21 protein-coding genes are annotated in these 24,394 nt (G+C 41.4%); 1 reads left to right on the top strand and 20 read right to left on the bottom strand.

Translation table 11 applies throughout. The annotated features are described in order from the left end of the window. Nucleotides 1–70: 70 nt before the first annotated feature. The 13 genes from ilvB to BMZ99_RS07690 all read right to left on the bottom strand — a co-directional run bounded on the left by ilvB (nt 71) and on the right by BMZ99_RS07690 (nt 17,055). On the bottom strand, nt 71–1,744 hold the full coding sequence (ilvB, locus tag BMZ99_RS07630) for a biosynthetic-type acetolactate synthase large subunit (RefSeq protein ID WP_090934835.1): 1,674 nt from the start codon (nt 1,742–1,744) through the stop codon (nt 71–73). 24 nt (nt 1,745–1,768) lie between these two features. Then, on the bottom strand, nt 1,769–2,842 hold the full coding sequence (gene leuB / locus BMZ99_RS07635; RefSeq protein WP_090934837.1) for a 3-isopropylmalate dehydrogenase: 1,074 nt from the start codon (nt 2,840–2,842) through the stop codon (nt 1,769–1,771). An 18-nt stretch (nt 2,843–2,860) separates the two neighbouring features. Beyond that, on the bottom strand, nt 2,861–3,856 hold the full coding sequence (ilvC, locus tag BMZ99_RS07640) for a ketol-acid reductoisomerase (RefSeq protein ID WP_090934840.1): 996 nt from the start codon (nt 3,854–3,856) through the stop codon (nt 2,861–2,863). Nucleotides 3,857–3,956: 100 nt separating this feature from the next. After that, the gene (gene ilvN / locus BMZ99_RS07645; protein ID WP_090934844.1) at nt 3,957–4,502 is read right to left on the bottom strand and encodes an acetolactate synthase small subunit; all 546 of its coding nucleotides are present in this window, start codon (nt 4,500–4,502) and stop codon (nt 3,957–3,959) included. Nucleotides 4,503–5,312: 810 nt separating this feature from the next. Next, the gene (locus BMZ99_RS07650) at nt 5,313–7,481 is read right to left on the bottom strand and encodes a DctP family TRAP transporter solute-binding subunit (RefSeq protein WP_090934846.1); all 2,169 of its coding nucleotides are present in this window, start codon (nt 7,479–7,481) and stop codon (nt 5,313–5,315) included. A 77-nt stretch (nt 7,482–7,558) separates the two neighbouring features. Continuing rightward, a complete protein-coding gene (locus BMZ99_RS07655) occupies nt 7,559–8,104 on the bottom strand; it encodes a beta-class carbonic anhydrase (protein ID WP_090934849.1) in 546 nt (181 codons plus the stop codon). A gap of 165 nt (nt 8,105–8,269) precedes the next feature. Further along, complete coding sequence (locus BMZ99_RS07660; RefSeq protein ID WP_090934852.1) at nt 8,270–9,232, bottom strand: phosphoglycerate dehydrogenase; 963 nt, start codon at nt 9,230–9,232, stop codon at nt 8,270–8,272. A gap of 40 nt (nt 9,233–9,272) precedes the next feature. Then, entirely contained in the window at nt 9,273–10,805 is a 1,533-nt protein-coding gene (locus tag BMZ99_RS07665) for a gluconokinase (protein WP_090934855.1), read from the bottom strand. 174 nt (nt 10,806–10,979) lie between these two features. Continuing rightward, the gene (locus tag BMZ99_RS07670; protein WP_090934857.1) at nt 10,980–11,792 is read right to left on the bottom strand and encodes a Cof-type HAD-IIB family hydrolase; all 813 of its coding nucleotides are present in this window, start codon (nt 11,790–11,792) and stop codon (nt 10,980–10,982) included. Between the two features lie 24 nt (nt 11,793–11,816). Then, nucleotides 11,817–12,848 carry a 2-hydroxyacid dehydrogenase gene (locus tag BMZ99_RS07675; protein WP_090934860.1) on the bottom strand — a complete coding sequence of 344 codons (1,032 nt, stop codon included), beginning with the start codon at nt 12,846–12,848 and terminating at the stop codon, nt 11,817–11,819. 3 nt (nt 12,849–12,851) lie between these two features. Beyond that, a complete protein-coding gene (locus BMZ99_RS07680) occupies nt 12,852–14,366 on the bottom strand; it encodes an FGGY-family carbohydrate kinase (protein WP_090934863.1) in 1,515 nt (504 codons plus the stop codon). Nucleotides 14,367–14,468: 102 nt separating this feature from the next. Then, nucleotides 14,469–15,563, bottom strand: a complete 1,095-nt coding sequence (locus tag BMZ99_RS07685) for a zinc-dependent dehydrogenase (RefSeq protein WP_090934866.1) — start codon at nt 15,561–15,563, stop codon at nt 14,469–14,471. Nucleotides 15,564–15,720: 157 nt separating this feature from the next. Further along, entirely contained in the window at nt 15,721–17,055 is a 1,335-nt protein-coding gene (locus BMZ99_RS07690; RefSeq protein WP_090934869.1) for a GntP family permease, read from the bottom strand. A 789-nt stretch (nt 17,056–17,844) separates the two neighbouring features. On the opposite strand from BMZ99_RS07690, the gene BMZ99_RS07695 reads away from it, so the two are divergent. Next, the gene (locus BMZ99_RS07695; RefSeq protein ID WP_090934872.1) at nt 17,845–18,711 is read left to right on the top strand and encodes a MurR/RpiR family transcriptional regulator; all 867 of its coding nucleotides are present in this window, start codon (nt 17,845–17,847) and stop codon (nt 18,709–18,711) included. Between the two features lie 168 nt (nt 18,712–18,879). On the opposite strand, the gene glyA is transcribed toward BMZ99_RS07695, so the two are convergent. The 7 genes from glyA to prmC form a co-directional block, all read right to left on the bottom strand. Then, nucleotides 18,880–20,115, bottom strand: coding sequence for a serine hydroxymethyltransferase (gene glyA, locus BMZ99_RS07700; RefSeq protein WP_090934874.1), 1,236 nt, complete (start codon nt 20,113–20,115; stop codon nt 18,880–18,882). A gap of 19 nt (nt 20,116–20,134) precedes the next feature. Continuing rightward, nucleotides 20,135–20,683, bottom strand: coding sequence for a TIGR01440 family protein (locus BMZ99_RS07705; protein ID WP_090934877.1), 549 nt, complete (start codon nt 20,681–20,683; stop codon nt 20,135–20,137). Nucleotides 20,684–20,704: 21 nt separating this feature from the next. Beyond that, nucleotides 20,705–21,142 (bottom strand): ribose 5-phosphate isomerase B, encoded by a 438-nt coding sequence (rpiB, locus tag BMZ99_RS07710; RefSeq protein ID WP_090934880.1) that lies wholly within the window; start codon nt 21,140–21,142, stop codon nt 20,705–20,707. A 74-nt stretch (nt 21,143–21,216) separates the two neighbouring features. Further along, nucleotides 21,217–21,687, bottom strand: a complete 471-nt coding sequence (locus BMZ99_RS07715; protein WP_090934883.1) for a low molecular weight protein arginine phosphatase — start codon at nt 21,685–21,687, stop codon at nt 21,217–21,219. Nucleotides 21,688–21,745: 58 nt separating this feature from the next. Beyond that, nucleotides 21,746–22,345 (bottom strand): manganese efflux pump MntP, encoded by a 600-nt coding sequence (locus tag BMZ99_RS07720; RefSeq protein ID WP_090934886.1) that lies wholly within the window; start codon nt 22,343–22,345, stop codon nt 21,746–21,748. Nucleotides 22,346–22,396: 51 nt separating this feature from the next. Next, nucleotides 22,397–23,446: an L-threonylcarbamoyladenylate synthase gene (locus tag BMZ99_RS07725; protein WP_090934888.1), complete on the bottom strand. Its 1,050-nt coding sequence runs from the start codon at nt 23,444–23,446 to the stop codon at nt 22,397–22,399. 80 nt (nt 23,447–23,526) lie between these two features. Continuing rightward, nucleotides 23,527–24,393 (bottom strand): peptide chain release factor N(5)-glutamine methyltransferase, encoded by an 867-nt coding sequence (gene prmC / locus BMZ99_RS07730; RefSeq protein ID WP_090934891.1) that lies wholly within the window; start codon nt 24,391–24,393, stop codon nt 23,527–23,529. Nucleotide 24,394 lies beyond the last annotated feature (1 nt).

Consider the following 24,394-nt stretch of genomic DNA (forward strand, 5'->3'; position numbering starts at 1 on the left):
CAATTTTATACCTCTGGCGATATTATAAAACAAAGAGACCAAGCTGCAGCGCTTAGGTCTCTTTGTTTTACTATATATCCATAAATGTATCCAATGGTGAGTTCGGTTTCAACATTGGGGTTACCAGCTGCTCTGTAGGGATTTTGACAATGATGACCCGCGGACAGTTGCTTTCTATTGCAGCGGAAAATGCCGCTAAAAATTCTTCTTGCGTCGTAGTCAATGTACCTTCAATGCCAAAGGCTTTTGCAAAACAAACAAAATCCATAGGCACCGGTAATAACGACTCCGAATACCGCTGTTTATAAAACAGCTGCTGCAATTGGCGTACCATTCCCAAAGAACTGTTATCCACAATAATCGTAATTAAAGGCAATCCCTGACTCGCTGCGGTAAAAAGTTCACAGCCTGTCATTTTCATGCCTCCATCACCAACGATGGCGATCACCCGCTTCGTAGGCATGGCGATCTGAGCACCAATGGCGGCAGGAAGACCAAATCCCATCGTACCTAAGCCACCAGAAGTTATCCAGGAACGTGGGGTCTCTATGTGAAGATTCTGAGCCGCCCACATTTGATGCTGCCCTACATCTGTTGCAAAAATGAATGGCTTTCCTTTTGTTCTTTCAGCTACTTGCTTTAACATCCATGTGGCTGAAAGATCATTTCCATCCGGTTTTACTGCAAATTCTTGTTTCCATTCCCAGATCACTTTCCACCATGGAGAAGGATTAAAAGGCTTTATCCGCTCGTTCAGCGTTGTTACCAATTGCTTCACATCCCCCGCCAGAGGAATATGAGTGGAAACATTCTTATCCAATTCAGCAGGATCCACATCAATGTGAATGAGCGTTTTTCCTTCTGCATATTTGAACTTATTACCTGTTACACGGTCATTGAAGCGGCTGCCGATAGCAATGACCACATCAGCACCATGAACAGCAAGATTAGCTCTTTTATGCCCATGCATCCCTGTCAAACCTAAGAACAAAGGATGCTCAGAAGAAAATGACCCCAATCCCATCAGCGTGCTCACAACAGGAGCATTCATCTTTTCAGCCAAGGCAACCACTTGTTCATAAGCTCCAGACGAAACTACACCGCCGCCAACAATCATCACAGGCTGCTTTGCTGTTTCAAGGACTGCTGCCGCCCTATCGATCAGCGAACTTCCCAATTGGGATAATTCCCATTGAAATCTCGGTTTATTTTTTTCTTGTTCCTCTTCTTGGGTGAAGTTGAATACGTCCAATTGAATATCACTGGGTACATCAATCAATACGGGACCTGGACGTCCTGAAGAGGCAATCCGAAAAGCAAATCGCATAATTTCAGGCAAAGTCGCAACGTCCTTGACTAAAAAATTATGTTTTGTGATCGGCATCGTAATCCCGGTGATGTCCACTTCTTGAAATGCATCAGCACCAATGAGATCGGTAGAAACTTGTCCGGTAATAACAACTAAGGGTACTGAATCCAAATAGGCATTCGCAAGACCAGTTACCAAGTTGGTAGCACCCGGACCGCTGGTAGCAATACAAACCCCTACCTTGCCACTAGCCCGGGCATAACCATCTGCTGCATGGATAGCTCCTTGTTCATGCACTGTAAGGATGTGGCGTATCTTTCCTTCATATATCGCATCATATAAAGGCAGTATACGGCCTCCAGGATAACCGAAAACCGTATCGACACCTTGCTCTAATAAACATTCTATGATCCCTTGGGCACCAGATATCTTCATACAAGTTACCTCCTAATGAAGATGTTAACCAAGCTGCTTCTCAATTAAACTTGTTATTTCTTCTGTTGAAACTTTAGTTGAACCAGGTTTATACAAATCCGCTGTACGATACCCTTGAACCAAAACCTGATCCACAGCCTTTTCGATTGCTTCCGCTGCTGCTTCAGCACCTAATGAGTAACGAAGAAGCATAGCTGCGGATAAGATCGTCCCCACCGGATTCGCCAAGCCCTTACCTGCGATGTCAGGAGCCGAACCATGGATTGGTTCATATAGCCCAGTGCCATCGCCTAGGCTAGCTGACGGCAGCATACCAATCGATCCCGTTAAGACAGCAGCTTCATCACTTAATATATCTCCAAACAGATTATTCGTTACGATTACATCAAACTGCTTTGGTGCTAAAATCAATTGCATCGCGCAATTATCAACATAAAGATGACTCAAATTAACATCCGAGTACTGAGAAGCAGTCTCTTGCGCCGCTTTACGCCATAAACGTGAAGAAGCCAATACATTCGCCTTATCCACAGATACCACCTGCTTACGCCGTAATTGGGCAGCCTTGCAGGCCAGATTTACAATCCGCTGTACTTCTGGGGTACTATAGATCTCTAGATCCGATGCTTGCTCCACACCATTTACCACTGCCGCCTCATTCTTGGCACCATAATAAATACCACCATTTAATTCTCGAACTAATAAAATATCCACACCCGAAATCGCCTCTGCTTTTAAAGGAGAAAATTCAATTAGTGCTTCTGCTACGCGGATAGGTCTCAAGTTTGCATATAGCCCCAATTCTTTGCGCAATCCTAAAATCGCTTTTTCCGCTCGAATCTCAGGAGCAACCCCATCCCATTTAGGACCGCCAACCGCTCCAAGCAGTATGGCATCAGCCTTTTTGGCTGCCTGAATGGTACTATCCGGCAGCGGAAGACCATATGCATCAATGGCCGCACCGCCAGCCAAATGGCGCTCAACCTGTAATTGTATTCCACTCTTACCTGCTGCTTTTTTCAGTATACAGACAGCTGCTGCTGTTATTTCTTCCCCAATACCATCACCGGGAATCACAACAATTCGTTTCTCGCTCATACCAACACCTCTGTCCTACTATTTTTTCTTCAGCCAGCTCATCATACCGCGCAGCTCTTTACCCACTGTTTCAATTTGATGCTCTGCCTCACGGCGTCTGGTTGCAGAAAATTCAGGACGATTGGCTTGATTTTCCAAAATCCAGTTTTTCGCAAATACTCCTGTTTGAATTTCTGTTAAAACCTTTTTCATTTCTACTTTTGTTGCATCGGTTACAATTCGATTACCAATCATATAATCACCATATTCAGCCGTATCACTGATTGAATAACGCATGGCTGCCATGCCGCCTTCATACATTAAGTCTACAATCAATTTCAACTCATGCAAACATTCAAAATAAGCAATTTCAGGTTGGTAACCAGCTTCTACTAATGTTTCGAAACCAGCCTTTACTAAAGCCGTAGTACCACCGCACAAGACCGTTTGTTCGCCAAATAGATCTGTTTCTGTTTCTTCTTTGAAAGTTGTTGTCAAAACTCCTGCCCTTGTTCCGCCGACACCCCATGCATACGCTAAGGATAACGCTTCGGCCTGACCTGACGCATCTTGATATACAGCTTTCAAACATGGTACTCCACCGCCTTCTTGGAATACACGGCGAACCAAATGTCCAGGTCCTTTAGGAGCTACCATAAATACATCCACATCCGCTGGTGGGGTAATCTGGTTAAAATGAATGTTAAAGCCATGTGCAAAAGCCAAGGCAGAGCCAGCTTTCAAATTTGGTGCGATTTGCTCTTTGTAGATTTTAGCTTGTTTTTCATCAGGAACTAAAATCATAACGACATCAGCAGCAACTACTGCTTGCGCAACTTCCTGTACGTCCAGTCCATCACTTTTTGCTTTATCCCAAGATTTACTGCCTTCGTACAGGCCCACGATTACTTTTACACCATTATCATGTAAATTCAATGCATGAGCATGCCCTTGGCTGCCGTAACCGATAATCGCCACCGTTTTTTTTGTAATTAAATCTACTACCGCATCTTTGTCATAATACATTTTACTCATTTTCATCATCTCTCCTACATTTTAATATTCTAGTCTTATATAAAACAGCCTCTTACTTTTTTAGAGAAAGCCTCTTTAGAAAATGAGAGGTGGTTTTGCCCTATGCCTCAACTTGAGCCGTATCGAATAAAGCACTAATTTCACATTTTTCTTTTTCATAAATACTACAGTCGCCTCGCTGCAAGCCAACAACGCCTGTACGAATCATCTCTAAGATTCCGTAGGACGATAAAGCATCAATTAGTGCATCCGTATTGGTTTTTCCACTGGTTATTTCTACCATTAAGGTCTCATTTGAGATATCGACGACCTTAGCTCCAAAAGTTTCTGCCAACTGCAAAACTTCTAGCTTCTTATTTTGCGCTGCTTTGACTTTTATCATCGCCATATCCCTCACTACCGCAGTATTAACAGGCAGGATCTCAACGGCCCTTACTTCTACCAACTTTTCTAATTGCTTCACTACCTGCGCTACAATTGCGTCACTTCCTTGCATGACCGCTGTAATTCGCGAATATTCCGGAACATGAGTCGTGCCTACGGCTAAACTTTCAATATTAAACCCTCGACGCGAAAACATTCCAGCCACTCGTACCAATACCCCGGATTGATTTAGAACTAAAATTGAGATTGTATGATGACCCATTCCATCCACCTCCATTTTATTACTCAAATAGAAACAAAAAAACCACCGAAAAATTCCCACTATAAGAATAGTTTAATCTATTCTTTGCTGAAACAATCATATACCACAGGCTTCAGCAGTGAGAAAATTTCCGCAGAGTCTTTTATACTCACGGTGTAATCCGCATACGCGCATTTGTATCGCTTGGTCCAGTCCTTTTTACAGCGGAACCCTAGATACTCTTTCTCGTTACGACGTTGTAACTTTTTTTACACTTCAAACGACAACGTTACTCTATTGCCAAGACCAATCGGCTGTATACTGAACTCTTTTTTACCGGTCACCATTTCCTTTGGCGATTATGCTTAGTTTAAACCGTCTCATTCCAATACATACAAGTCCTTCAGTATTAAATATGAACCTGCAGTATGAACAAACGAAGAAATCATCCTTCTCAAAAAGACATTCTTTTTCCTCTCAGCTACTTACTTGTAACATTTTAAGCCATTATACCAGTCATTGCAGAGAAAAAGCAAGATTATTTTACTATTTTACCTAGAATTATTAATATAAAAATGCATCACATCGTTTTATATAAAAAGCATCTTATTATTTACTGAGAACAAAACCAATTATGCCAGTAAGATTAATGACCAGCTAATCCTCACAAGATACCAATATAGCAAAAAAACCCTTGTACATTCTTTGTGTTAAAAGATAGCAAGGGTTGTCTACTATATCATTTATAAAAAGCTAAATAATAAAATCTCAAAATAAAATTTAAAATAAATTCTCTATACCTTTTAGTATTCAACACCATTTCTAACTTTTCTATACTGTTTTTTCTTCCGCTTTTTTTATCTCTGTAAAAAGCTCGTTTACCAGCTCTTTGCCAATTTGATTTTTATATCGATCAATTACCGGTTTAACAACCTCTTGAATGTTAGCTATCTCCATCGGACTAATTTGTCCTATCGACATACCTTTCCTTTCTAATGCCTGCAAATTATCCTCTTTCCTTTTCCGATTGACCTTAGTGGTATATAAGGCACCTTCTTTTGCAGCCTGTTCAATAATGGGTTTATCTTCAACTGGTACGATATCCCATAGCTTCTTCGAGTACATCAGTATAAAAGGTGAATATACATGATTTGTCAAGGTCAAAAACTTTTGCACTTCAAAAAATTTATCGTCATAGATCGTAGCAATCGGGTTTTCTTGACCATCTACCTCTTTTAACCGCATCGCATTGTACAAATTAGCAAAAGGCAGCGGTACCGGCTCTGCTCCCAAAGCCTTCCAAGTATCGATATGAAGATCATTCTGCATGGTTCTAATCTTTAGTCCGCGAAAATCTTCTAATCCCATAATAGCATGCCGCGAGTTAGTCGTATTGCGAAATCCGCTCTCGGCAAATGTCAGACCGTAAAATCCGTATTGATCAAGCATATTCAGAAGCTTTCTGGCAAATGGTCCGTGAAGTATATAATCTGCTATGTTCTCATTTCTAAACAAGAACGGGAAATCAAAAATCATAAATCGCTTATCTAAACCTGCCAGTGTCGGCAAAGCCGGGAATGTCATTTCCAGAGTTCCTTCTTTTAACTTTTGAATCATATCCAGGCCCGTCCCCAATTGCGCACTATGAAAGATTTTCAGACTATAACGCCCCTGCGTGCGCTCATGCAAGATTTGTCCAAATTTCTCCATACCTGCATAACATACAGACTTATCGGTCATTTCAAACCCAACACGTAAGGTTTTCGTATTCGAAAAATGAAAGCGAAAAACTGCTTGTTCCAAACTTCCAGCCAAACGTGATAACTGTTGCGTACCATTAGCGATCTGAGCAACTGATACGGTCATTTGCTCGCTGCTAACAGCAGCCGTTTGTGTTGCTGCTGCAGATTGTTCAGCGATCGCAGCCACGCCATGCACAGTTGACATCAAATCAACAGCAGCTTCTGCCTGATTATCTGCAAGCAATGTTACCTCTTGTAATTTATTGCGGGACTTCTCAATATCAGATCTTATATCTGCAAAACTATCATTAGCCTCTGTTATTGTATGTACACCTGTATTCAAACTTTCCTGCGTTGTTTCAAATGCTACCACGACATGTCCAATATCGGAAAGCATGCTTTCGACAATTTCATTAATTTGACCAGCCGCATGACGAGATCGATTGGCAAGTTCACGAACCTCTTCTGCAACAACCGCAAATCCTCTCCCTTGCTCTCCTGCTCTCGCTGCCTCAATCGCAGCATTCAATGCTAATAAATTTGTTTGTGCTGTAATGCTATTGATAAGCTTGATAATTTCTCTTACTTCTTGCGATTTCCCCTTAAGTTCCCCACCCAGGCGCACATTATACTGAGCAGTTGCTGCAATTTCATTGACAATATTTCTCGATCGTCCTATTGCTTCGCTTCCCTGATGAACTGACTCCACAATTTGCTGTGTAATTTGCAATAACGATTCCAGCCCTGCTGCCGTACTTTTTGCCAGTTCAGAAACTTGATCTGTTTTGCTGGCAGCATTTTGCGCTATCGCACCCGTTTCCTGAGCACCTGAAGCAAGTTCAGCTACTGCCATTGATATTAGCCTTATATCGCGGCTAGTCCCATCCGAGACAGATGCAATTTCTACGCTTTTTTTTGATACTTCTGCCGCTTCATTAGTCACTAAACCCAAGAGTGTACGTAGATATTCCAATGCAGAATTAATTGATGTTGCGATCTTTCCTAATTCGTTATTACCTGCACACTCCAGCGAAACTGTCAAATCTCCATCTTTCATGCGGGAAGTTTGTTCCGAAATTGTTTTCAATGGTCGAAAGATTCGATACAATAATATTAAGTTGAAGGAACAAGATAGTAAAACACCAATCGTTAAGAATACGCTATACACATCAAATCCGGATAAAATGATATACATTAGTAAAATAAGTACTAATATGGGCGATAATACAAAAAATAATTTCATATATTTTTCTTTCATAATCTAACGCCTCCTCCGATTTGTTCATTAACTACAAATGGTTGCATAACATCATTCATAACAACTCTTTCAAAGTACTAACCATCTGTCAAAAGTGATACTTCACCTGTGTCAGGATGAATCATTAGCCCATGAATCGGAACATTTCTTGGAATAATAGTCGTTGTACGCAGTGTATCTACCAGCTTTTTAACTTCTTCCTCACTATCGTGAACCTTGTCTAGCCACGCAATTGCTTCTTCCTCAAATTCAAGAATCTGCTTCTTATCAATCCCTCGCTTTTGCATCTTTTGTTTCAGCATGCTTGGAGATATTTGCGTTACACCGCAATCCTCGTGACCGACCACAACAATTTCCTCTACGTCCAAAGCGTAAATAGCTATCACTAAACTTCGTAAAATAGCACCAAAATTTCCATCTGTTGATGTTCCGGCCGTTTTAATTACTACGGCCTCTCCTCTTTTTATTCCAAGTGCCGACTCTAACAATTCAACCAGTCTGGTATCCATACAAGTAACGATAGCGATCTGATGTTTTGGACTCTTAGAAAGACCATCCTCATTCGCCACTGATTTTAAAAGAAAATTGCTGTTTGCTTTGATTAGTTGCTCTAGCCCTATCATTTACAATTCCTCCAGCATCATTTGACAACCAAATACTCCAAAAGTTATTCAATGAGCGCTTCAGATATAGAATCAGAAGCGCTCATTGAGCCAAGTATACGATCCAAGCCTTAATCGTTTTTTACCAATATTTTACAAGTAACTCTTATGTGATAACCCTTTATCCTATGCATTTACTGCAACAGCATGCTTAGGTTCCTGATGACTTAGAACACGTACAACCTCTTGAGCTGCGGTAACACTGCATCGTGTGACTGCATCTTCCGTATAGGCTCCACAGTGAGGAGTTAGCACTACATTAGGCAGTGTAAGCAGCGGATGATCCGGCGCCGGCGGTTCTTGTGTCAAAGTGTCGGCACCATAGCCGGCAATCGTTCCCGTTTTTAATGCATGAAAAAGGTCTTTCTCATCTACCAGCTCACCTCTAGCCGTATTGATGATAAAAGCAGACTTCTTCATGCTTGTCAAAGTACGCTCATTCATAAGGGACTTTGTATCAGGGGTAACGGGTAAATGCATTGTTAAAAAGTCAGCTTTTTCTACTACTTCCTCTAAGGAAAGATATCTCACATTATAATTCCGACATAACTCTGGTTTCTGCCAAACATCAAAAGCTATAATTTCCATACCAAAAGCATGTGCTCTTTTTATCACTTCACTGCCAATATTCCCTGTACCCAGTACCCCTAATACTTTTCCATATAATTCACAACCTAAGTTGCGTTTCCAACTGCCTTGACGAATTTGAGCATCCTGAACAGGTATTGCTCTTGCTAGAGACAACATCAAGCCGAATACTAATTCGCAAACCGATATGGTATTCGTTCCTGGCGCAAGGGTAACGGGGATACCGAGCTTTGCAGCAGCCTTTACATCTACTTTGTTATATCCCACACCATTTCTGGCTATTATTTTTAATCCAGGTGCTCCTGCTTCAATAACCTTGTCAGTAATTTCATCTAGCCCGGCAATAATCGCATCCATACCGGGAATAATGCGAATCATCTCGGCCTCTGACTTAACGCCATCACTAACATGAGTGATAATTTCATGCCCTGCATTTTCTAGTATTGCCTTGCCTTCTTTATTGGCAGCAACCGAACGAGCCGTAATTAATACCTTTGCCATACTCTATGCCCCCTAGCAATTATTGGCGATCTTAGATGTATCATTTTTTACCAAACGCAGCAATATCCGTGAATTCCTGCTGCAGATTCCAGTATATACGGTTATAAATATCATATAGTTCCTGGTAACACTTAACTGCCGGCGCTCCCGGCTTATAGGTTTTTTCAACGGTTACAAAATCAGCCGTAGAAGATATATCTTTCAAAATCCCCGCAGAAACGAAGCCTAATACTGCGGCACCAAAAGCTGCCCCTTCGTTTACATTTGGGACATTTATTTCCTGATTCAAGGTGTCAGCTAATATCTGCAGCCATAACTCCGACCTGATAAAGCTGCCGCTTACCCTAATTTCACGAGCTGGTCCCGTCACTTCCTGTAAGGCATGCAGGATACTGTTCATTCGATAACATACCCCTTCCATGGTGGCGCGAATCATGTGTCGTTTATCATGCTGCAGGGTAAGACCGAACAATACACCTCTGGCGTCCGCATTCCAGTTTGGAGCTCGCTCGCCGGTAAAAAAGGGAAGCATAATGAGCCCCTCTGAGCCCGGCGCTATTTTTTTTGCATAGCTAGACATCAAGTCATAGGAATCAATGCCAAGTTTTTCTGCCACGCTTTGTTCTGCCTCATTAAAATGATCCCGCATCCAGCGCAGCGCAAGTCCACCATTATTAATGGCTCCGCCAGCAACCCATACGTTATCCGTAAGATTGTAACACCAAGTCCGTCCTTTTTCATCTGTACACGGTTTATCTGTCAGCATACGTACTGCACCGCTTGTGCCAATGGTGGCACTCATATCCCCAGGCCTTACCGCTCCGATCCCTACATTTACCAATACACCGTCACCAGCACCAATCACGACAGGAATACCCGCCTGCAAACCCGTGCGACGAGCCATCTCACCTCTTAAGGGCTGACTATACGTTGTTGACACAACATTCGGCAGCGTCTCTTCTGAAATAGACAGATAAGATAGCAATTCCCGATCCCATTCCAAACTCAATAGATTATACAAACCGGAACCGCTGGCAACCGAACGGTCTACCACCCATTGTCCAGTCAATACTCGAAAGGCATAATCCTTGATAGAACCAAAGTAAGAAGAACGCTTGAATATCTCGGGACGCTCCTTGCGAAGCCAAGCAATCTTAGCCATGGGATACATAGGGTGGAGTGGACATCCTGTACGGCGGTATATGGACAGGAAATCAGGATATAATTTTTTCATCTCTCGCACAATGTCCTGGCTGCGAGTATCTGCCCAAGTCATTAGCGTTGTAGTCGGCTCTCCCTCTTTATCATAGGCAAGGAAACTATGAAATACAGAACTGATAGAAACTCCTTCCGCCTTACGTCCAGATTGGGTTAACGAGGTTACTACATCACTGATAACATTTTCCATTGCACCAATGATTTCCTTAGAATCTTGCTCAGCCCAGCCGGAATGAGGCGTAAACAGCGGATATTCCTGAGAAGCAGCACAAAGAGACTGCCCGTCTGCTTGATACGCTACGGCTCTTACTCCTGTCGTCCCTATATCAATACCAATCCATACAGAAGGTTTCATCTTCATCATCCTCACTTCTTAGTACCTCATCTGCATTAAAAGCCTTGTTGCTTTACCAGGCTCTTTCCGCCATGCATCATTGTCATGCTTTTCAGACCTCGATCTGAACACTCCTCTGCTTTGCATGTAAAAATTTTTCGCTAAATTATCTATAATTTTAACGCAAATGAATTACTATTCTTCTTTAAAAACAATTTTTTGTATTGCATATCCTACGCCGCATTCTTCATTTGTTTTCGTTATTTCATCAGCACACTGTTTTAGCTCCTCGCATGCATTACCCATAGCAATTCCAATACCTGCTTCTCGAATCATAGAAATATCGCTGCCTTCATTTCCAACTGCCATCACATTTTCCATAGGAATTCCCAAATCTCGACAAATTGTTTTCAAAGCAGCCCCTTTGCTGACAGTCGGCTCTACAATTTCTAAACCATGATCGGTATCCCGAATGACAGCAAAATCATCTGACCACATTTTCAAAATTTGCTGCGCTTTTTGAATCCGTTCAGCGTCATCAAATACTGCAATGCGTAGAGGCGCATTCTCCAATGTCCTTAATTTCTTTGGACCTAAGGCCGTATAAGGCACCCCAAAAATTTGAGAATAATTGACCGTTTCTTCGGTAGGTTCCTGAACAATAAGCTGATTTTCTAAATATATTTTGACATAATAATTTTCTTCTTCAAAAAAGCGAACCATTTCTCTAAATTTCAGCAAATTCATCGGTCTTCTTAGCCAGATTCTTTCTTCTCTTTCATCTGTTACATAGGAACCACTCAAAGAAATCAGCGGCGCATTTAACTGCAATTGGCGGGCATAAGGCAGCATAGAACAAAAAGGTCTTGCCGATGCCAGTGTAACAATGATCCCTTTCTCTTTGGCTTTGGCAATCATTTCAACAGCCTGATCGGGAATTTTTTTCTTTTCATCCAATAACGTTCCATCCAGATCAAGAGCAATCAGTCGAATAGGAGGATACATCATAAAGCTACCTCTTTTACAAATAAATTAATTAACAATCCAACTAGAAGTATCTTTGCTATCTAAAACACGTTTCAATTCACGCAATAATAAATAGGGTGTCTGCGCAAATGTATCGTTCGTCGCACCAGCTAAATGAGGAGTTAGAGTAACATTATCCATAGTTAACAGAGGATGCTCTTTCTCTATCGGTTCTGTCCAAAAAACATCTAAAGCAGCTCCGCCAATTTGCTTAGTTTCTAAGGCTTTTATTAGTGCCTTCTCATCAATCAGACCTGCTCGTGCAGTATTAATCAAATACGCCGTGGGTTTCATCCATGAAAACGCCTCTTTGCCAATCAATCCTGCCGTATCTTTACTAAGTCGTGCATGAATGCTAATGAAATCAGATTGTCTGCACAGTTCTTCCAGTGAAACCAATTGCACTCCCGACCCTTGAACTGCTTCCGCCTTGATATATGGATCATATGCCAGAACGCGAACATTAAAGTTTGCTAATTTGTGGGCAACCAAACGTCCTATATACCCCAAGCCTACCAAACCAATTGTTTTTTCACGCACATCACCCATAAATCCAGAATTAGCATATTTCTTTTTCCAGTCTCCCTGCATCAATGCAGCATGACCCCTTGCCACATTGCGCAGCTCTGCCAGCAGCAGTGCAATCGTAAAATCGGATACGGCCTCTGCATTGCGTCCCATGGTTTTCATTACTTTAGCACCTTTAGCCGTTGCAGCATTGACATCTGCATTTTCTGTTCCAGCACGACACACTCCAATATAAGATGCACTGCTTTGCTCAATCAGTTCTTTATTTAACGGAGTATGATGAGTAATAATCACATCGGCATCCTTGCCTGCTTCAATCAATTCTGCTGGAGGCTTACCGGCACTAGGACCAAATTTTTCAACCTGGCTGCGTAAGAACCAAAATTCTTCTTCACTCTCCGGTTTCCAATCTACCCCTTTTACAATTGCTTCATCTCCGAAGACATCATGTACTGCCTTTGCCAGCGTATCCGCTGTCAGCATCGGATCTCCTACCACTAAAAATTTCATTTATTACTCCTCCTTCTTAATTAGCGCATCGATTTTATGATGTATTTCTTGAAGCGCAGGATAAATGTTTTGATATACATTTTCAAACATAGCACGATATGCTTTATGCCTTACTGGATCTGGAAGATACACTGTATCATCGCGTCTCGTCTGCCGCACAGCATCTTCAGGGTCTTTATATATTCCTGCACCAAGTCCCGCCAGCATCGCTGCACCAAGTGTAACAGCCTCCGGAACATTTAAACAAACTACAGGTTTCCCTAAGATATTTGCTTTAATCTGCATCCAAAAAGGTGACTTTGTTGCTCCCCCTACTACATTCACAGTCTCAATCTCACGCCCTACAATCTTTTGTATTCCTTCTACAATTGTTGTAGATTCATAGCAGAGTCCTTCTATGATCGCTCTTGCCAAATCACCTCTTGTATGAGAAGTAGTCAATCCAATGAATGCTCCTTTGGATAAAGGATCAGCGCCAGGTGCATATTTCCCGCGAAAATGAGGCATTAATAGCGCTCCCTTAGCCCCCATTGGAGACTTTTCAGCCTCTTCAAGTAAGGTAGTCAAATCCTCCTTAGTCATTTCGGTACGAAACCAATCTAAGATTACACCTGACGAAATCACTTGCCCTGCGATATAGTACTTATCATCCACAACATAATTTACACAAGTAAAGTTCGTATCAATGTGTTTAATATCATTGGTCGGTTCATCAACGACCATTAGAATCTGTTCACTTGTTCCTATAGCACTCAGCACTTGGCCGCTTTGCGTCAAACCACAAGCAAAGGCACCACATACATAGTCCATTCCACCAGCAAAAACAGGAGTTCCCGCTTCAATACCTGTTAATCCAGCTGAATGGCTTGTTACAGTTCCCGCCAATTCTCCCGATCGTTTTATGGTGGAGCATATTTCTTGAGGAATTTGTGCGTGATTCAAAATCTTTTCAGACCAGCAGCGCTCTTTTAGATCAACTGCCATTGTCCGACAAGCGATCGATAAATCCACTACCGCCTCGCCGGTAAGCCGATACACAATGTAATCCTGCATAGAAACCCACCGCTTAACACCTTTAAACAACTCGGGCTTTTGCTTTCGAATCCATTGAATTTTGGTAATACCCGCCATCGGATTCGGTACAAAACCACTAATACTGAATACTTCTTCACTGCCAAAATCCTCGCGCCAGTCGGCAGCAATTCCTTCCGTTCGAGTATCAAACCATGCAATGGAACGATGAATCCATTCGTCGTTCTCATTCAGAAGAACACCAGCAGCTCCCATACTAGCCACTGCGATGCCATCAATCTTTTCTCCACCCAATTGTCTGGTAATATCTCGTAATATATCTTGTACTGCATCCCAAATTTGCCCAGGATCAAATTCAGCCCAATTATTTTCTAAATAGTGAGTCACAGTTGGACGACTAGCCACTGCTTTAAACATGCCATCTTCTGTATAGGCGGCAGCTTTACAATTCGTAGTTCCTATGTCGATGCCGATTAAACAAGCCAATTCCTTCCCCTCCTGCTTCTATTCATTTGTACATAGGTCGAAGTAAATGTTTATGAAATCATAAGAACAAAAAGATTTATTCCAGCTTCTTTGGACACGCTGTTATTTTATAACTACGATCTCCGAATGTTCATTGAGCTCATCCTTTAATTCATCCAGAAATGGAGCCACCGACACACGCAGTCCTGCCCTTTTGGTAACCAGATCCATCCCTTGGCCTATTTCATCCAACGACACCAAATGAGTCAAAATTTTCTTAGCTGATACCTTACCGCTACGAATCAACTCTAGGGCTAATGCATTATGCCGAGGTGCTGAAGAAAATGCACCATAAATAGCAATTTGCCGATAATGCACATAATTAGCATCGATTGTAATCTCAGGCTGATCTTTAGGCAATCCTGCAAACAGACAAACTTTACCCATTTTACTAGCCATATTAATACCTAAAACTTGAGCTTCTGGTGTACCTGCCGTTACAATCACTACATTTGCTCCCAATCCACCCGTCAGCTCCATTACAGCTTTCGCTCCATCTTGGACACTAAGGTCAATATATCCATCGAAACCGAATGATTTTGCTTCCTCCAAACGTCTAGAGCTCCGGTTAATCAAGAAGACCTTGCCTGCTCCTCTTGCTCTAGCCGCCTCAGCATGCATAATGCCGATTGGCCCTGCTCCGATCACTGCCACTGAATCACCTAAACCAATATTCATTACTTCTTGTGCATTCAGTACGCAAGCCAGAGGCTCCGCAAGAGATGCTTCCAAATAGGTAACCTCATTGGGAATACGATTCATATTACCAACCCGGACACCGCCAGCTGGAACAAGTACATATTCAGCAAAGCCCCCATTATAGTGATGAGCTATGGTTTTACGGGTATAACACATATTCTGCCAGCCAGAAGAGCAATAAGAGCACGTTCCGCACCCTATACCCGGTGCAACGATAACCCGATCACCTACCGAATATGCAGTAACATCGGATGCTACTTCTACAATTTCTCCTGCTATTTCGTGTCCTAAAACAATCGGTGGCTTAATCGCCGCATGGCCATGACGAAAGGTTCTTAAATCCCCACCGCAAATTGCACAAGCCTTTACTTTAATCAAAACAGTTCCTGGCTGAACCTGAGGTGTTTCAATCTCCTCAACTGTCATTTTTCCAATGCCTTGATATATCGCTGCTTTCATACTACTTCCTCCTTTGTCTTATAAGAATAATCAACAGTTGCTAAAATCGAACCGAAATTACTCTTTTATGCACATTTAATAATAATTGAATCTATTTCTATAGTTGGACGTCCAGCTGTAGTTAATGTACACCTGGACGTCCATACACCTTTATGTTCTATGAGACTACCTTAGATAGAAGCAATATAAATCCCAATGAAGATACTGAAAGAATCGTCTCCAAAACGGTCCACGTTTTTAATGTTTCAGTAACGGACATACCGAAATATTCCTTTACAATCCAAAACCCGGCATCATTCACATGAGAAAGAACCAGCGCTCCCGATCCCACAGCCAGCACGATAATTTCTTTGGATACTCCTGTGGAATTTGCAACAAGAGGTGCTACGATGCCAGCTGCAGTCATCATCGAAACGGTAGAAGAACCCGTAGCGATACGAATCATAGCTGCAATCGTCCACGCTAACATAATCGGGCTTAACCCCATCGTGGAAGCCATCTTAGCGATTTCATTACCAATACCACTATCTAATAATACTTTATTAAATGCGCCGCCACCGCCGATAACCATTAAAATACTGGCCATAGCTGGCAGCGATTGATCGCAGAATCTACCAATTTGGGTCAAGTTAAAATTACGATTAAAGCCAAAGCTATAAAAAGCAAACAATAATGCAATTAAGAGGGCCATAAATGGGCTGCCGATGAATTTCAAAATCGCAAACATCTGAGACGTACGATCCATTGTCAAATCAGCAATTGTTGCAAACAGCATTAATATAACAGGCAATAATATCGTAAAAACTGTAATGCCGAATCCCGGCATTTCATGATCCTCCCGACCTGCTTTAATCTGGTCAGCAAAACCTTCAGGTACCCCAACCACTCGCATGCGTTTTGAAATAAAACTGGCAAATAAGGGACCAGCAAGAGCTGCCGCAGGCAGACCAACAATAAGACTATATAATATTGTTTTACCTACATCAGCTTTAAATATATCTACAGCTGCCATCGCTGCAGGGTGAGGGGGAACCAAACCATGAACGATGGACAGCCCCGCAACTAAAGGAAGGCCCACTTTCAGCAAAGAAATTCCTGTTTCCTTTGCAATCGTAAATACAAGAGGAATTAAAAGTACAACACCGACCTGAAAAAAAACAGGAATTCCAACAATAAAAGCAACAATCATCATTGCCCAGTGAACTTTTTTCAATCCAAACAAATTAATTAAGGTTTTGGCAATTCGCTCTGCTCCACCAGATTCTTCTAGCATTTTTCCTAACATAGTGCCAAGTCCTAAAACAATTGCAATAAAACCAAGGGTATTGCCTAATCCTGCTTGAATGGAGGCAAGGACTTTATCAAAAGGCATCCCCGCTGCCACTCCTAAGAATACCGACACAATCATTAAGGTTACAAAAGGATTAATTTTAAAATAAGTAATCATAACCAAGAGCAAAAGAACAGCTGCAATAGCAACTCCGATTAACATTAATATTCCTCCTCTTTTATCCTAGATTTCTTCCCCGCGTGGGACTAACCTCATCCTTGTTGTCCTAAACAAAGAAAATTCTGTTATTTAACGCCTTTCCACCACCTTTCGTTCTCTCTTCCCCTCACTTTGAAAACAAGATCAATTTATGCCTATCTACGAAAACAGCGAATCAGACTTATTTAATTAGTTTTCGCAAATTATTTTCAATGTTCGTTGTATTTTCAAAATTATTTTCATATGTATTATATATTTTATAAAAAATAAAATCAACCACTTTAAATCAAATTTTCAATATTTTTATATAATTCATAATTATTTTCATTTTATTTTCCAGTTTTATCATGTTGAAGTTTTAGCTGTATTGATGAATGCAAAACCTTTCTATGATTAGCCTTTTTCTTAAGGAATTCTTTTTCTAACAATGTTTTTTAACTATCATCATTCATATTTATGTATATTTCTTTAATTTTATTTCTATTCTGTAAAATTATTTTCATTTCAAGTTTCATATGTATAATCTAAAAAATCTCCTCCTTTACTGTTTTGTACTTTTAGCAATCTTTGAAATCAATTGTTTTTTTCATAATCCATTATGTTTTTTGATATTATTTTCTTTTTCTCTTAAAGAATTCTTGTTATTCTTCCCTGTCATTTGTTATACTTACATTGTCAATGGTCGTTCTTACATTTTATGTATTTACCTCTTTTACAAAAAAATTCCGGTTGGAAAAGTCTTGATTGATATAGTATTTCTGTACAAAGTACGAGTTCATAAGGAGAATAAATATGACGATACGAGAACCTAAACCCAATGTGTGCTTAGCACTCATACATAATATGTTTCAATCATTAACGAAAACAGAGCGCAAACTAGCAGAATATATCATTTCTAATCCATCAGAAGTCATTCATATGACAATCACCGAATTAGCTGAAATTACAGGGAGCGCTGAAGCTACGATTTCACGCTTTTGCAAAAACAAGTTAGGATTTCCAGGTTTTCAAAGTCTTAAAATAGCCTTAGCAAGCGACTTATACGAACCCTTTGAATCGGTGTACAATGAAGTCAATGCAGATGATCCCATCGACGAAGTCGCCAGTAAAGTCTTTCAAAATATTAACGAAGCATTACACGACACCTTAAAAATTATTCATGCTGAATCTATGTCTAATGCAATCACTGCTATTTTAGCCGCTCGCCGTATTGACGTCTATGGCACAGGTGGGTCCGCACCGATTGCTGCTGATGTAGAACATCGCTTTTCACGTTTTGGTATTTCTGTCAGAGCTTATGCAGACCAAGATATGCAAGCAATTTCCGCCTCACTCTTGCATCCCGGCGATGTCGTAATGGCCATATCTCACACTGGTTCTAATCAAAGTGTTCTAGAATCTGTAAAAATCGCAAAAGAAAACGGCGCAACAATAATCGGTATCACAAGCCATATTCGATCTCCTCTTAGCCAAATATCAAATATTACGTTAAACGGTATGGCAAAAGAAGTGAATTATCGATCCGAGGCAATGTCCTCACGTTTAATTCATTTAGCAATTATTGATGTGCTTTATGTTGGAGCCATGTTAAGACAACCCGATCGAATTACACAAAATATGCAAAAGATTCGTCAATCCATTGCTAAAACTCGCTTATGAAATAAGTGCGGGTATGTCCTTTAAAACGTATAAGTCTAAATAAAAAAATGAACCACAAAGATACCTTTGTGGTTCATTTTTTTAGCAATATTATATAATTGATTAAATGGTTTGTATTATTTTCAAAATCGAAAATACCCCTGCAAAGCTTTCCCCCAGTTGTCCATTTTAAACATACAAGGGATGTTTCTTGCACAGTCCGCCGATTAGCTCCACTGCTTTTGCTTTCACAGCATCATCTGTAGGATGATTCAGCACCATGCCAATAATAGCAGCTACAATTTCCATGTCAGCCTCTTTCATCCCGCGAGTCGTCAGTGCTGCTGTACCAATTCGAATACCACTTGTAATAAAAGGACTGGCAGGGTCATAAGGAATCGCGTTCTTATTTACAGTAACGCCTACTTCATCTAGCATTTTCTCGGCTTCTTTGCCGGTCATATTCTGGGGACGCAAGTCCACTAATAATAAATGATTATCCGTACCACCTGAAACCAGTGTAAATCCTGCTTTTTTTAGCCCTTCTGCTAATGCTGCTGCATTTTTAACAATCTGTTGTTGGTATACTTTAAACTCATCCGATAAAGCCTCTTTAAAAGCAACAGCTTTTGCTGCAATAACATGCATCAAAGGTCCGCCCTGAATACCAGGAAATATCGCTTTATCCACTTTAGCGGCCAATTCACTACGGCACATAATCACTCCGCCGCGAGGTCCGCGTAAGGTTTTATGCGTTGTTGTCGTAATAATATCAGCATGTCCTACAGGAGAAGGATGCAGCCCTGCCGCAACCAAGCCAGCAATATGAGCCATATCTACCATTAACATAGCTCCGACTTCACGAGCAATCTTGCCGATACGTTCAAAATCAATCGTCCGAGAATAAGCACTGGCACCAGCCACAATCATTTTGGGGCGATGTTTTGCCGCAAGCTCTGCTACCTCATCATAATTGATTAAGTGAGTATGCGCATCCACACCATAAGGTACAATATTGAACCATTTTCCAGAAATGTTCACAGGACTGCCATGAGTTAAATGTCCACCATGCGCTAGGTTCATACCCAAAATGGTGTCACCTGGCTGCAGAAATGCAAAATATACTGCCGTATTAGCTTGGGCACCGGAGTGAGGCTGCACATTTGCATGTTCTACACCGAAAAGTTCTTTCACTCTGTCAATCGCCAACTGTTCAACCACATCTACATGCTCGCAGCCGCCATAATAACGCTTACCCGGATACCCCTCTGCATATTTATTTGTCAGGACGGATCCTTGAGCTTCCATAACTGCTTTACTAACAAAATTCTCAGATGCAATCAACTCAAGCTTATTTTCCTGACGCTGACCTTCCATTTGAATTGCCTTAGCAATTTCCGGATCAAAATTAGCAAGTACACTCATTTTTACTTCCCCCATATTCTTATTTATAGACTGACCGCGGACCTCCAATCAGCTTTGGACGAGTAAGAGCTGCGGTCAAAAATGCTTTTCCAATATTCTTTTGCTGTAAACGCACTGGTACAGCTACTGCTTTTAAGTGCATGCCAATCAAAGTATTGCCAATATCTAAACCAACATGAGCCTGAATGTGCTCTACTACCACAGGACAGTCAAAAGAGTTCATAGCCATAGCGGCTAATGCGCCTCCCGCTTTTGGAACAGGCATCACCATTACAGGCTCTAACCGATATTTTTCAGCAGCTTGCCCCTGTACTACTAAGGCCCTATTTAAATGTTCACAGCATTGTACTGCTAAATACACGTCAAATTTTTCACAAACAGTCATCAGACCGCTTAAAATAGCTTGAGCTATATCGGAAGAGCCTGCTGAACCAATACGAGCTCCCATCACCTCGCTAGTACTGCAGCCAACGATCATAAGCTGTCCAGAGACAGCCCCTGCTATCTGCAGCAATTCTAAAGCGGCTTCCATCGTCTGGCTTCGTATTTCCTCTATTTCGCTGCTCATGTGTTTTCCCCCTAAGGATCATTATGATTCTAACTGAGAAATTTTAGCTACTCTGTCACCATGCCGACCACCAACAAAATCCGTTGCAAGCCAAGTCGAAACAATCATACGTGCCAATCCTGCACCGATAACTCTTTCTCCCATTGCTAATATATTTGAATCATTGTGTTCTCGAGTCATTCTAGCTGAAAATACGTCATGACAAAGCGCAGCACGAATTCCTTTTATTTTATTTGCCGCAATGCTGATGCCAATGCCTGTACCACAAATTAAAATACCTCTAGTATATTGACCAGCAGCTACAGCTTCCCCTACTTTTTGGGCAATATCAGGATAATCAACGGATTCTATGGAATGAGTTCCAAAATCTTCGAATGCAATATTCTCTTCTGCCAATAATTTTTTAATTTCTTCTTTCAACAAAAAACCGCCATGATCGCTACCAATCGCTACCAACATATATAAACCTCCAGATTTTTTTATAAATAGAGTATGCCCTCTGACATATACTCTATTTGTCATTTTTTCTATATTTAACTCATTTTTCCTGCAAGTTCTAAAATTCTCCCCCAAGACTTGTCCAGAATCTTCTCTATTTCCACAGCGCAAGCCTCATAAATAGCAATATTTCCACCGTAAGGATCCGAAATATCTTTCTTTTCACCGGCAAACTCCGCCAAAGTAAACACCTTATTCCATGCATCAGGCATGATGGAAAGCACAGCTTCTTTATGACTGGCGGTCATGGCCAGCAGCAAATCTGCTTTTACGATATCTTCTCTTGACAGCCGGCGAGAACGGTGACTTAAGATATCAATCCCCCGCTGTTTCATAACACATTGAGCACCTTTTGATGCTTGTCCTGCATTCCACGCAGCGATACCAGCAGACGCCACAGCAATCTGCCCCGCTACGTTGTGTTTTTCTATTTTGTTTTTCAACAAAACCTCAGCCATAGGGCTCCGGCAAGTATTGCCCGTACAAATAATTAATATCTGCAGCATTTCAATCTCCAACTGCCTTTCTGTTATATAGTTGATACCTAACCAAGTAATTTTATTATCAATGCAGCATCGTCCATAGAATGTGCATTCCTAATAACATAAGTACAATTCCTCCGATACATTCCGCCTTACCACCTATACAATGCCCTACTTTACGGCCTAAACTCAGTCCAAACAAGGCAATTAAAAAGATAACACTTCCTAAAATAAAACTTAATCTGACCAAATCAACATCCATCATGCCCATGCTAAACCCTGCAGCCAAAGCATCAATACTTACGCTAGCTGCGAGCATCAATAAGGAAATACCTTGTAAGGGATGCGCTTTATTCTGATTTATTTCAGCAGCAAAAAGATTTTCTCTAATCATATATATGCCCAAACCACTTAAAACCAATGCTCCTAAAATACTGGCCCAATTTTCCATAACCAACAGAGGATATTCACTATGATAACTACCAAATCGTTCTACCACCGATCCCAGAAAATTACCAATATAATAACCTGTCAATATGAGAACAATATGAAATAAAGCAAAGACCACTGCTGCACGAAAAATGATTTTACGTCTCATAGGATTCATACCAATCGGCACCGATACTGAGAACAAATCGGTACCCAAGGCTGCACTCAGCATCAATAATTCTAAACTTGTCACCAGCCCCCACCTCCATTTTATATAATATATGTGAGGGATATAGTGTATATGTTACCCTTTAATAATTCGATAACCGCTAGCCTTTCGCAAGCGGTTCATAACTGCTAATCCTAATCCGTCTTCGGAAATCCCCTCCGCAAAGATCACATCTACAGAATGGTCATCATAACTACGCAGAGCCGAATACAAATTAGCAGCTATCTCCTCTACATTCTCCCGCATACCATACACAAAAGGTATGGTGCCACTAGGTAACTTATCAGCTGTCTGGAGAGAAACTAAAGCACCTACCCTTTTCCCTTCTGCCAATGCTGCCGAAACTTCCTTTAAGATCAGCTCTAGCACTTGAGGATATTCACCTTCCACTAATACCATTGGTGCATCAGGAGCATAATGAGTATACTTCATCCCTGGCGAACGCGGAGCAAGCTCAAAGCTCCCGCTTAAAATCGGATCCATCTCCACTTCTCCTAATGTCTCCATTAACATCTCCAGCGTAATTCCTCCCGGCCTTAATAGGGTGGGCACTGGCGTTGTACAATCGACTACCGTTGATTCGACTCCAATCTCACAATTACCAGCATCGACTACAGCATCAATTTTGCCCTCCAAATCAACTAACACAGCTTGAGCACTAGTCGGACTAGGCCTTCCTGAAATGTTAGCACTAGGCGCAGCAATGGGCGTACCCGCCAAAGCGATTAATTCGCGAGCAACAACAGAATCAGGCAAACGAATTCCTACCGTCTCTAACCCTCCAGTAACAATATCGGGCACAATAGCAGACCTTCGCAATACAAGAGTAAGAGGACCTGGCCAATACGCATTCATCAAAACTTTCGCATTATTAGGAATATGAGCAACAAGCCGTTTTAGTTCTTCTATGCAAGAAATATGTAAAATTAAAGGATTATCGGATGGTCTTCCCTTCGCTACATAGATATCGGCTACTGCCTTTTCATCCAGACCATTTGCACCTAACCCATAAACGGTTTCTGTCGGAAAAGCTACCAGCTTGCCTCGTTTTAAGAACTCTGCCGCTTGCCCTAGTACTCCCTGATCCGGATGCTCTTTATCCACTACAAAACATTCAGTATGCATAATAAACCCTACCTTTATGAAACGTTTAAATAAGAAAAGCCCTAATGCTAATACATAACCCAACTACAGTTCATTGTTCCTTACAATCCTTCCAATACCACTACCCTCTCAATTCCACCATAGTCCTTTATTATATCACTAACCTTATAATACCCTGTTTTTTCGGCCAAATCAGCAACTAGTCGAGCTTGGCCTATGCCAACCTCCATAGCAATGAAACCATTATCCGTTAAATACTCCTTGCCTTCTTGTATAATGCGGCGATAAAAATCTAATCCATCTTCACCGCCTGCTAAAGCCAAATTAGGCTCTTGCCGTACTTCTGGCGTAAGCCCTGCAATATCACCGCTAGGAATATAAGGTGGATTTGATAAAATCGCTTTAAATTTTTCACTTTTTACCGGAACAAATAAATTACCCTCATAAAAAGTCAATCGCTGCTCAATCTGATGCTTGGCAGCATTTCTTTTCGCTACAATCAGAGCCTCTGAAGAAATGTCAACGGTGATCCCTCTCGCTGTTGGTAAATTTTTCAGCAAGCTAATACAAACGGCGCCACTGCCTGTTCCGAGGTCTAAAATACAAGGTTCGTCCACTCGAGCAAGACGTTTTATCGCAGCCTCCACTAAAATTTCCGTATCCGGTCTAGGAATCAGCACTGCAGGCGTAACTTCAAAATCTAGCCCCATAAATTCCTTGCTTCCGATAATATAGGCAACGGGTAGACGAGCAGCCCTTTGCTTCACAGCAATGCGAAAAGCCGCTAGCTCTTTATCCTCTAAAGGCTGATCAAAGTGCACATATAAATACAGCCTTTCCTTTTTAAGAATATGGGAAAGCAGTACTTCCGCATCAAGACGTGGATTTTCCACACCTTTATCCAAAAAGTACTGCCGAGTCCAGTTTAAAATTGCCTGTACAGTCCAAACTTCTTTCTTATCTGCCATC

Origin of the sequence: Pelosinus propionicus DSM 13327, from assembly GCF_900114615.1 — a bacterium.
Classification (GTDB): Bacteria; Bacillota; Negativicutes; order DSM-13327; family DSM-13327; genus Pelosinus; species Pelosinus propionicus.

Coding starts and splice junctions, on each gene's coding strand:
- BMZ99_RS07675 (WP_090934860.1), bottom strand. CDS start 12,848: ATGAAATTTTTAGTGGTAGGAGATCCGATGCTGACAGCGGATACGCTG.
- ilvC (WP_090934840.1), bottom strand. CDS start 3,856: ATGAGTAAAATGTATTATGACAAAGATGCGGTAGTAGATTTAATTACA.
- BMZ99_RS07655 (WP_090934849.1), bottom strand. CDS start 8,104: ATGATAGGGCTAGAGCAACTAATCAAAGCAAACAGCAATTTTCTTTTA.
- glyA (WP_090934874.1), bottom strand. CDS start 20,115: ATGAGTGTACTTGCTAATTTTGATCCGGAAATTGCTAAGGCAATTCAA.
- rpiB (WP_090934880.1), bottom strand. CDS start 21,142: ATGTTGGTAGCGATTGGTAGCGATCATGGCGGTTTTTTGTTGAAAGAA.
- BMZ99_RS07660 (WP_090934852.1), bottom strand. CDS start 9,232: ATGGCAAAGGTATTAATTACGGCTCGTTCGGTTGCTGCCAATAAAGAA.
- BMZ99_RS07670 (WP_090934857.1), bottom strand. CDS start 11,792: ATGATGTATCCTCCTATTCGACTGATTGCTCTTGATCTGGATGGAACG.
- BMZ99_RS07705 (WP_090934877.1), bottom strand. CDS start 20,683: ATGAGCAGCGAAATAGAGGAAATACGAAGCCAGACGATGGAAGCCGCT.
- ilvB (WP_090934835.1), bottom strand. CDS start 1,744: ATGAAGATATCTGGTGCCCAAGGGATCATAGAATGTTTATTAGAGCAA.
- ilvN (WP_090934844.1), bottom strand. CDS start 4,502: ATGGGTCATCATACAATCTCAATTTTAGTTCTAAATCAATCCGGGGTA.
- BMZ99_RS07690 (WP_090934869.1), bottom strand. CDS start 17,055: ATGTTAATCGGAGTTGCTATTGCAGCTGTTCTTTTGCTCTTGGTTATG.
- BMZ99_RS07725 (WP_090934888.1), bottom strand. CDS start 23,446: ATGCATACTGAATGTTTTGTAGTGGATAAAGAGCATCCGGATCAGGGA.
- BMZ99_RS07665 (WP_090934855.1), bottom strand. CDS start 10,805: ATGAAACCTTCTGTATGGATTGGTATTGATATAGGGACGACAGGAGTA.
- prmC (WP_090934891.1), bottom strand. CDS start 24,393: ATGGCAGATAAGAAAGAAGTTTGGACTGTACAGGCAATTTTAAACTGG.
- BMZ99_RS07685 (WP_090934866.1), bottom strand. CDS start 15,563: ATGAAAGCAGCGATATATCAAGGCATTGGAAAAATGACAGTTGAGGAG.
- BMZ99_RS07695 (WP_090934872.1), top strand. CDS start 17,845: ATGACGATACGAGAACCTAAACCCAATGTGTGCTTAGCACTCATACAT.
- leuB (WP_090934837.1), bottom strand. CDS start 2,842: ATGAGCGAGAAACGAATTGTTGTGATTCCCGGTGATGGTATTGGGGAA.
- BMZ99_RS07715 (WP_090934883.1), bottom strand. CDS start 21,687: ATGCTGCAGATATTAATTATTTGTACGGGCAATACTTGCCGGAGCCCT.
- BMZ99_RS07650 (WP_090934846.1), bottom strand. CDS start 7,481: ATGAAAGAAAAATATATGAAATTATTTTTTGTATTATCGCCCATATTA.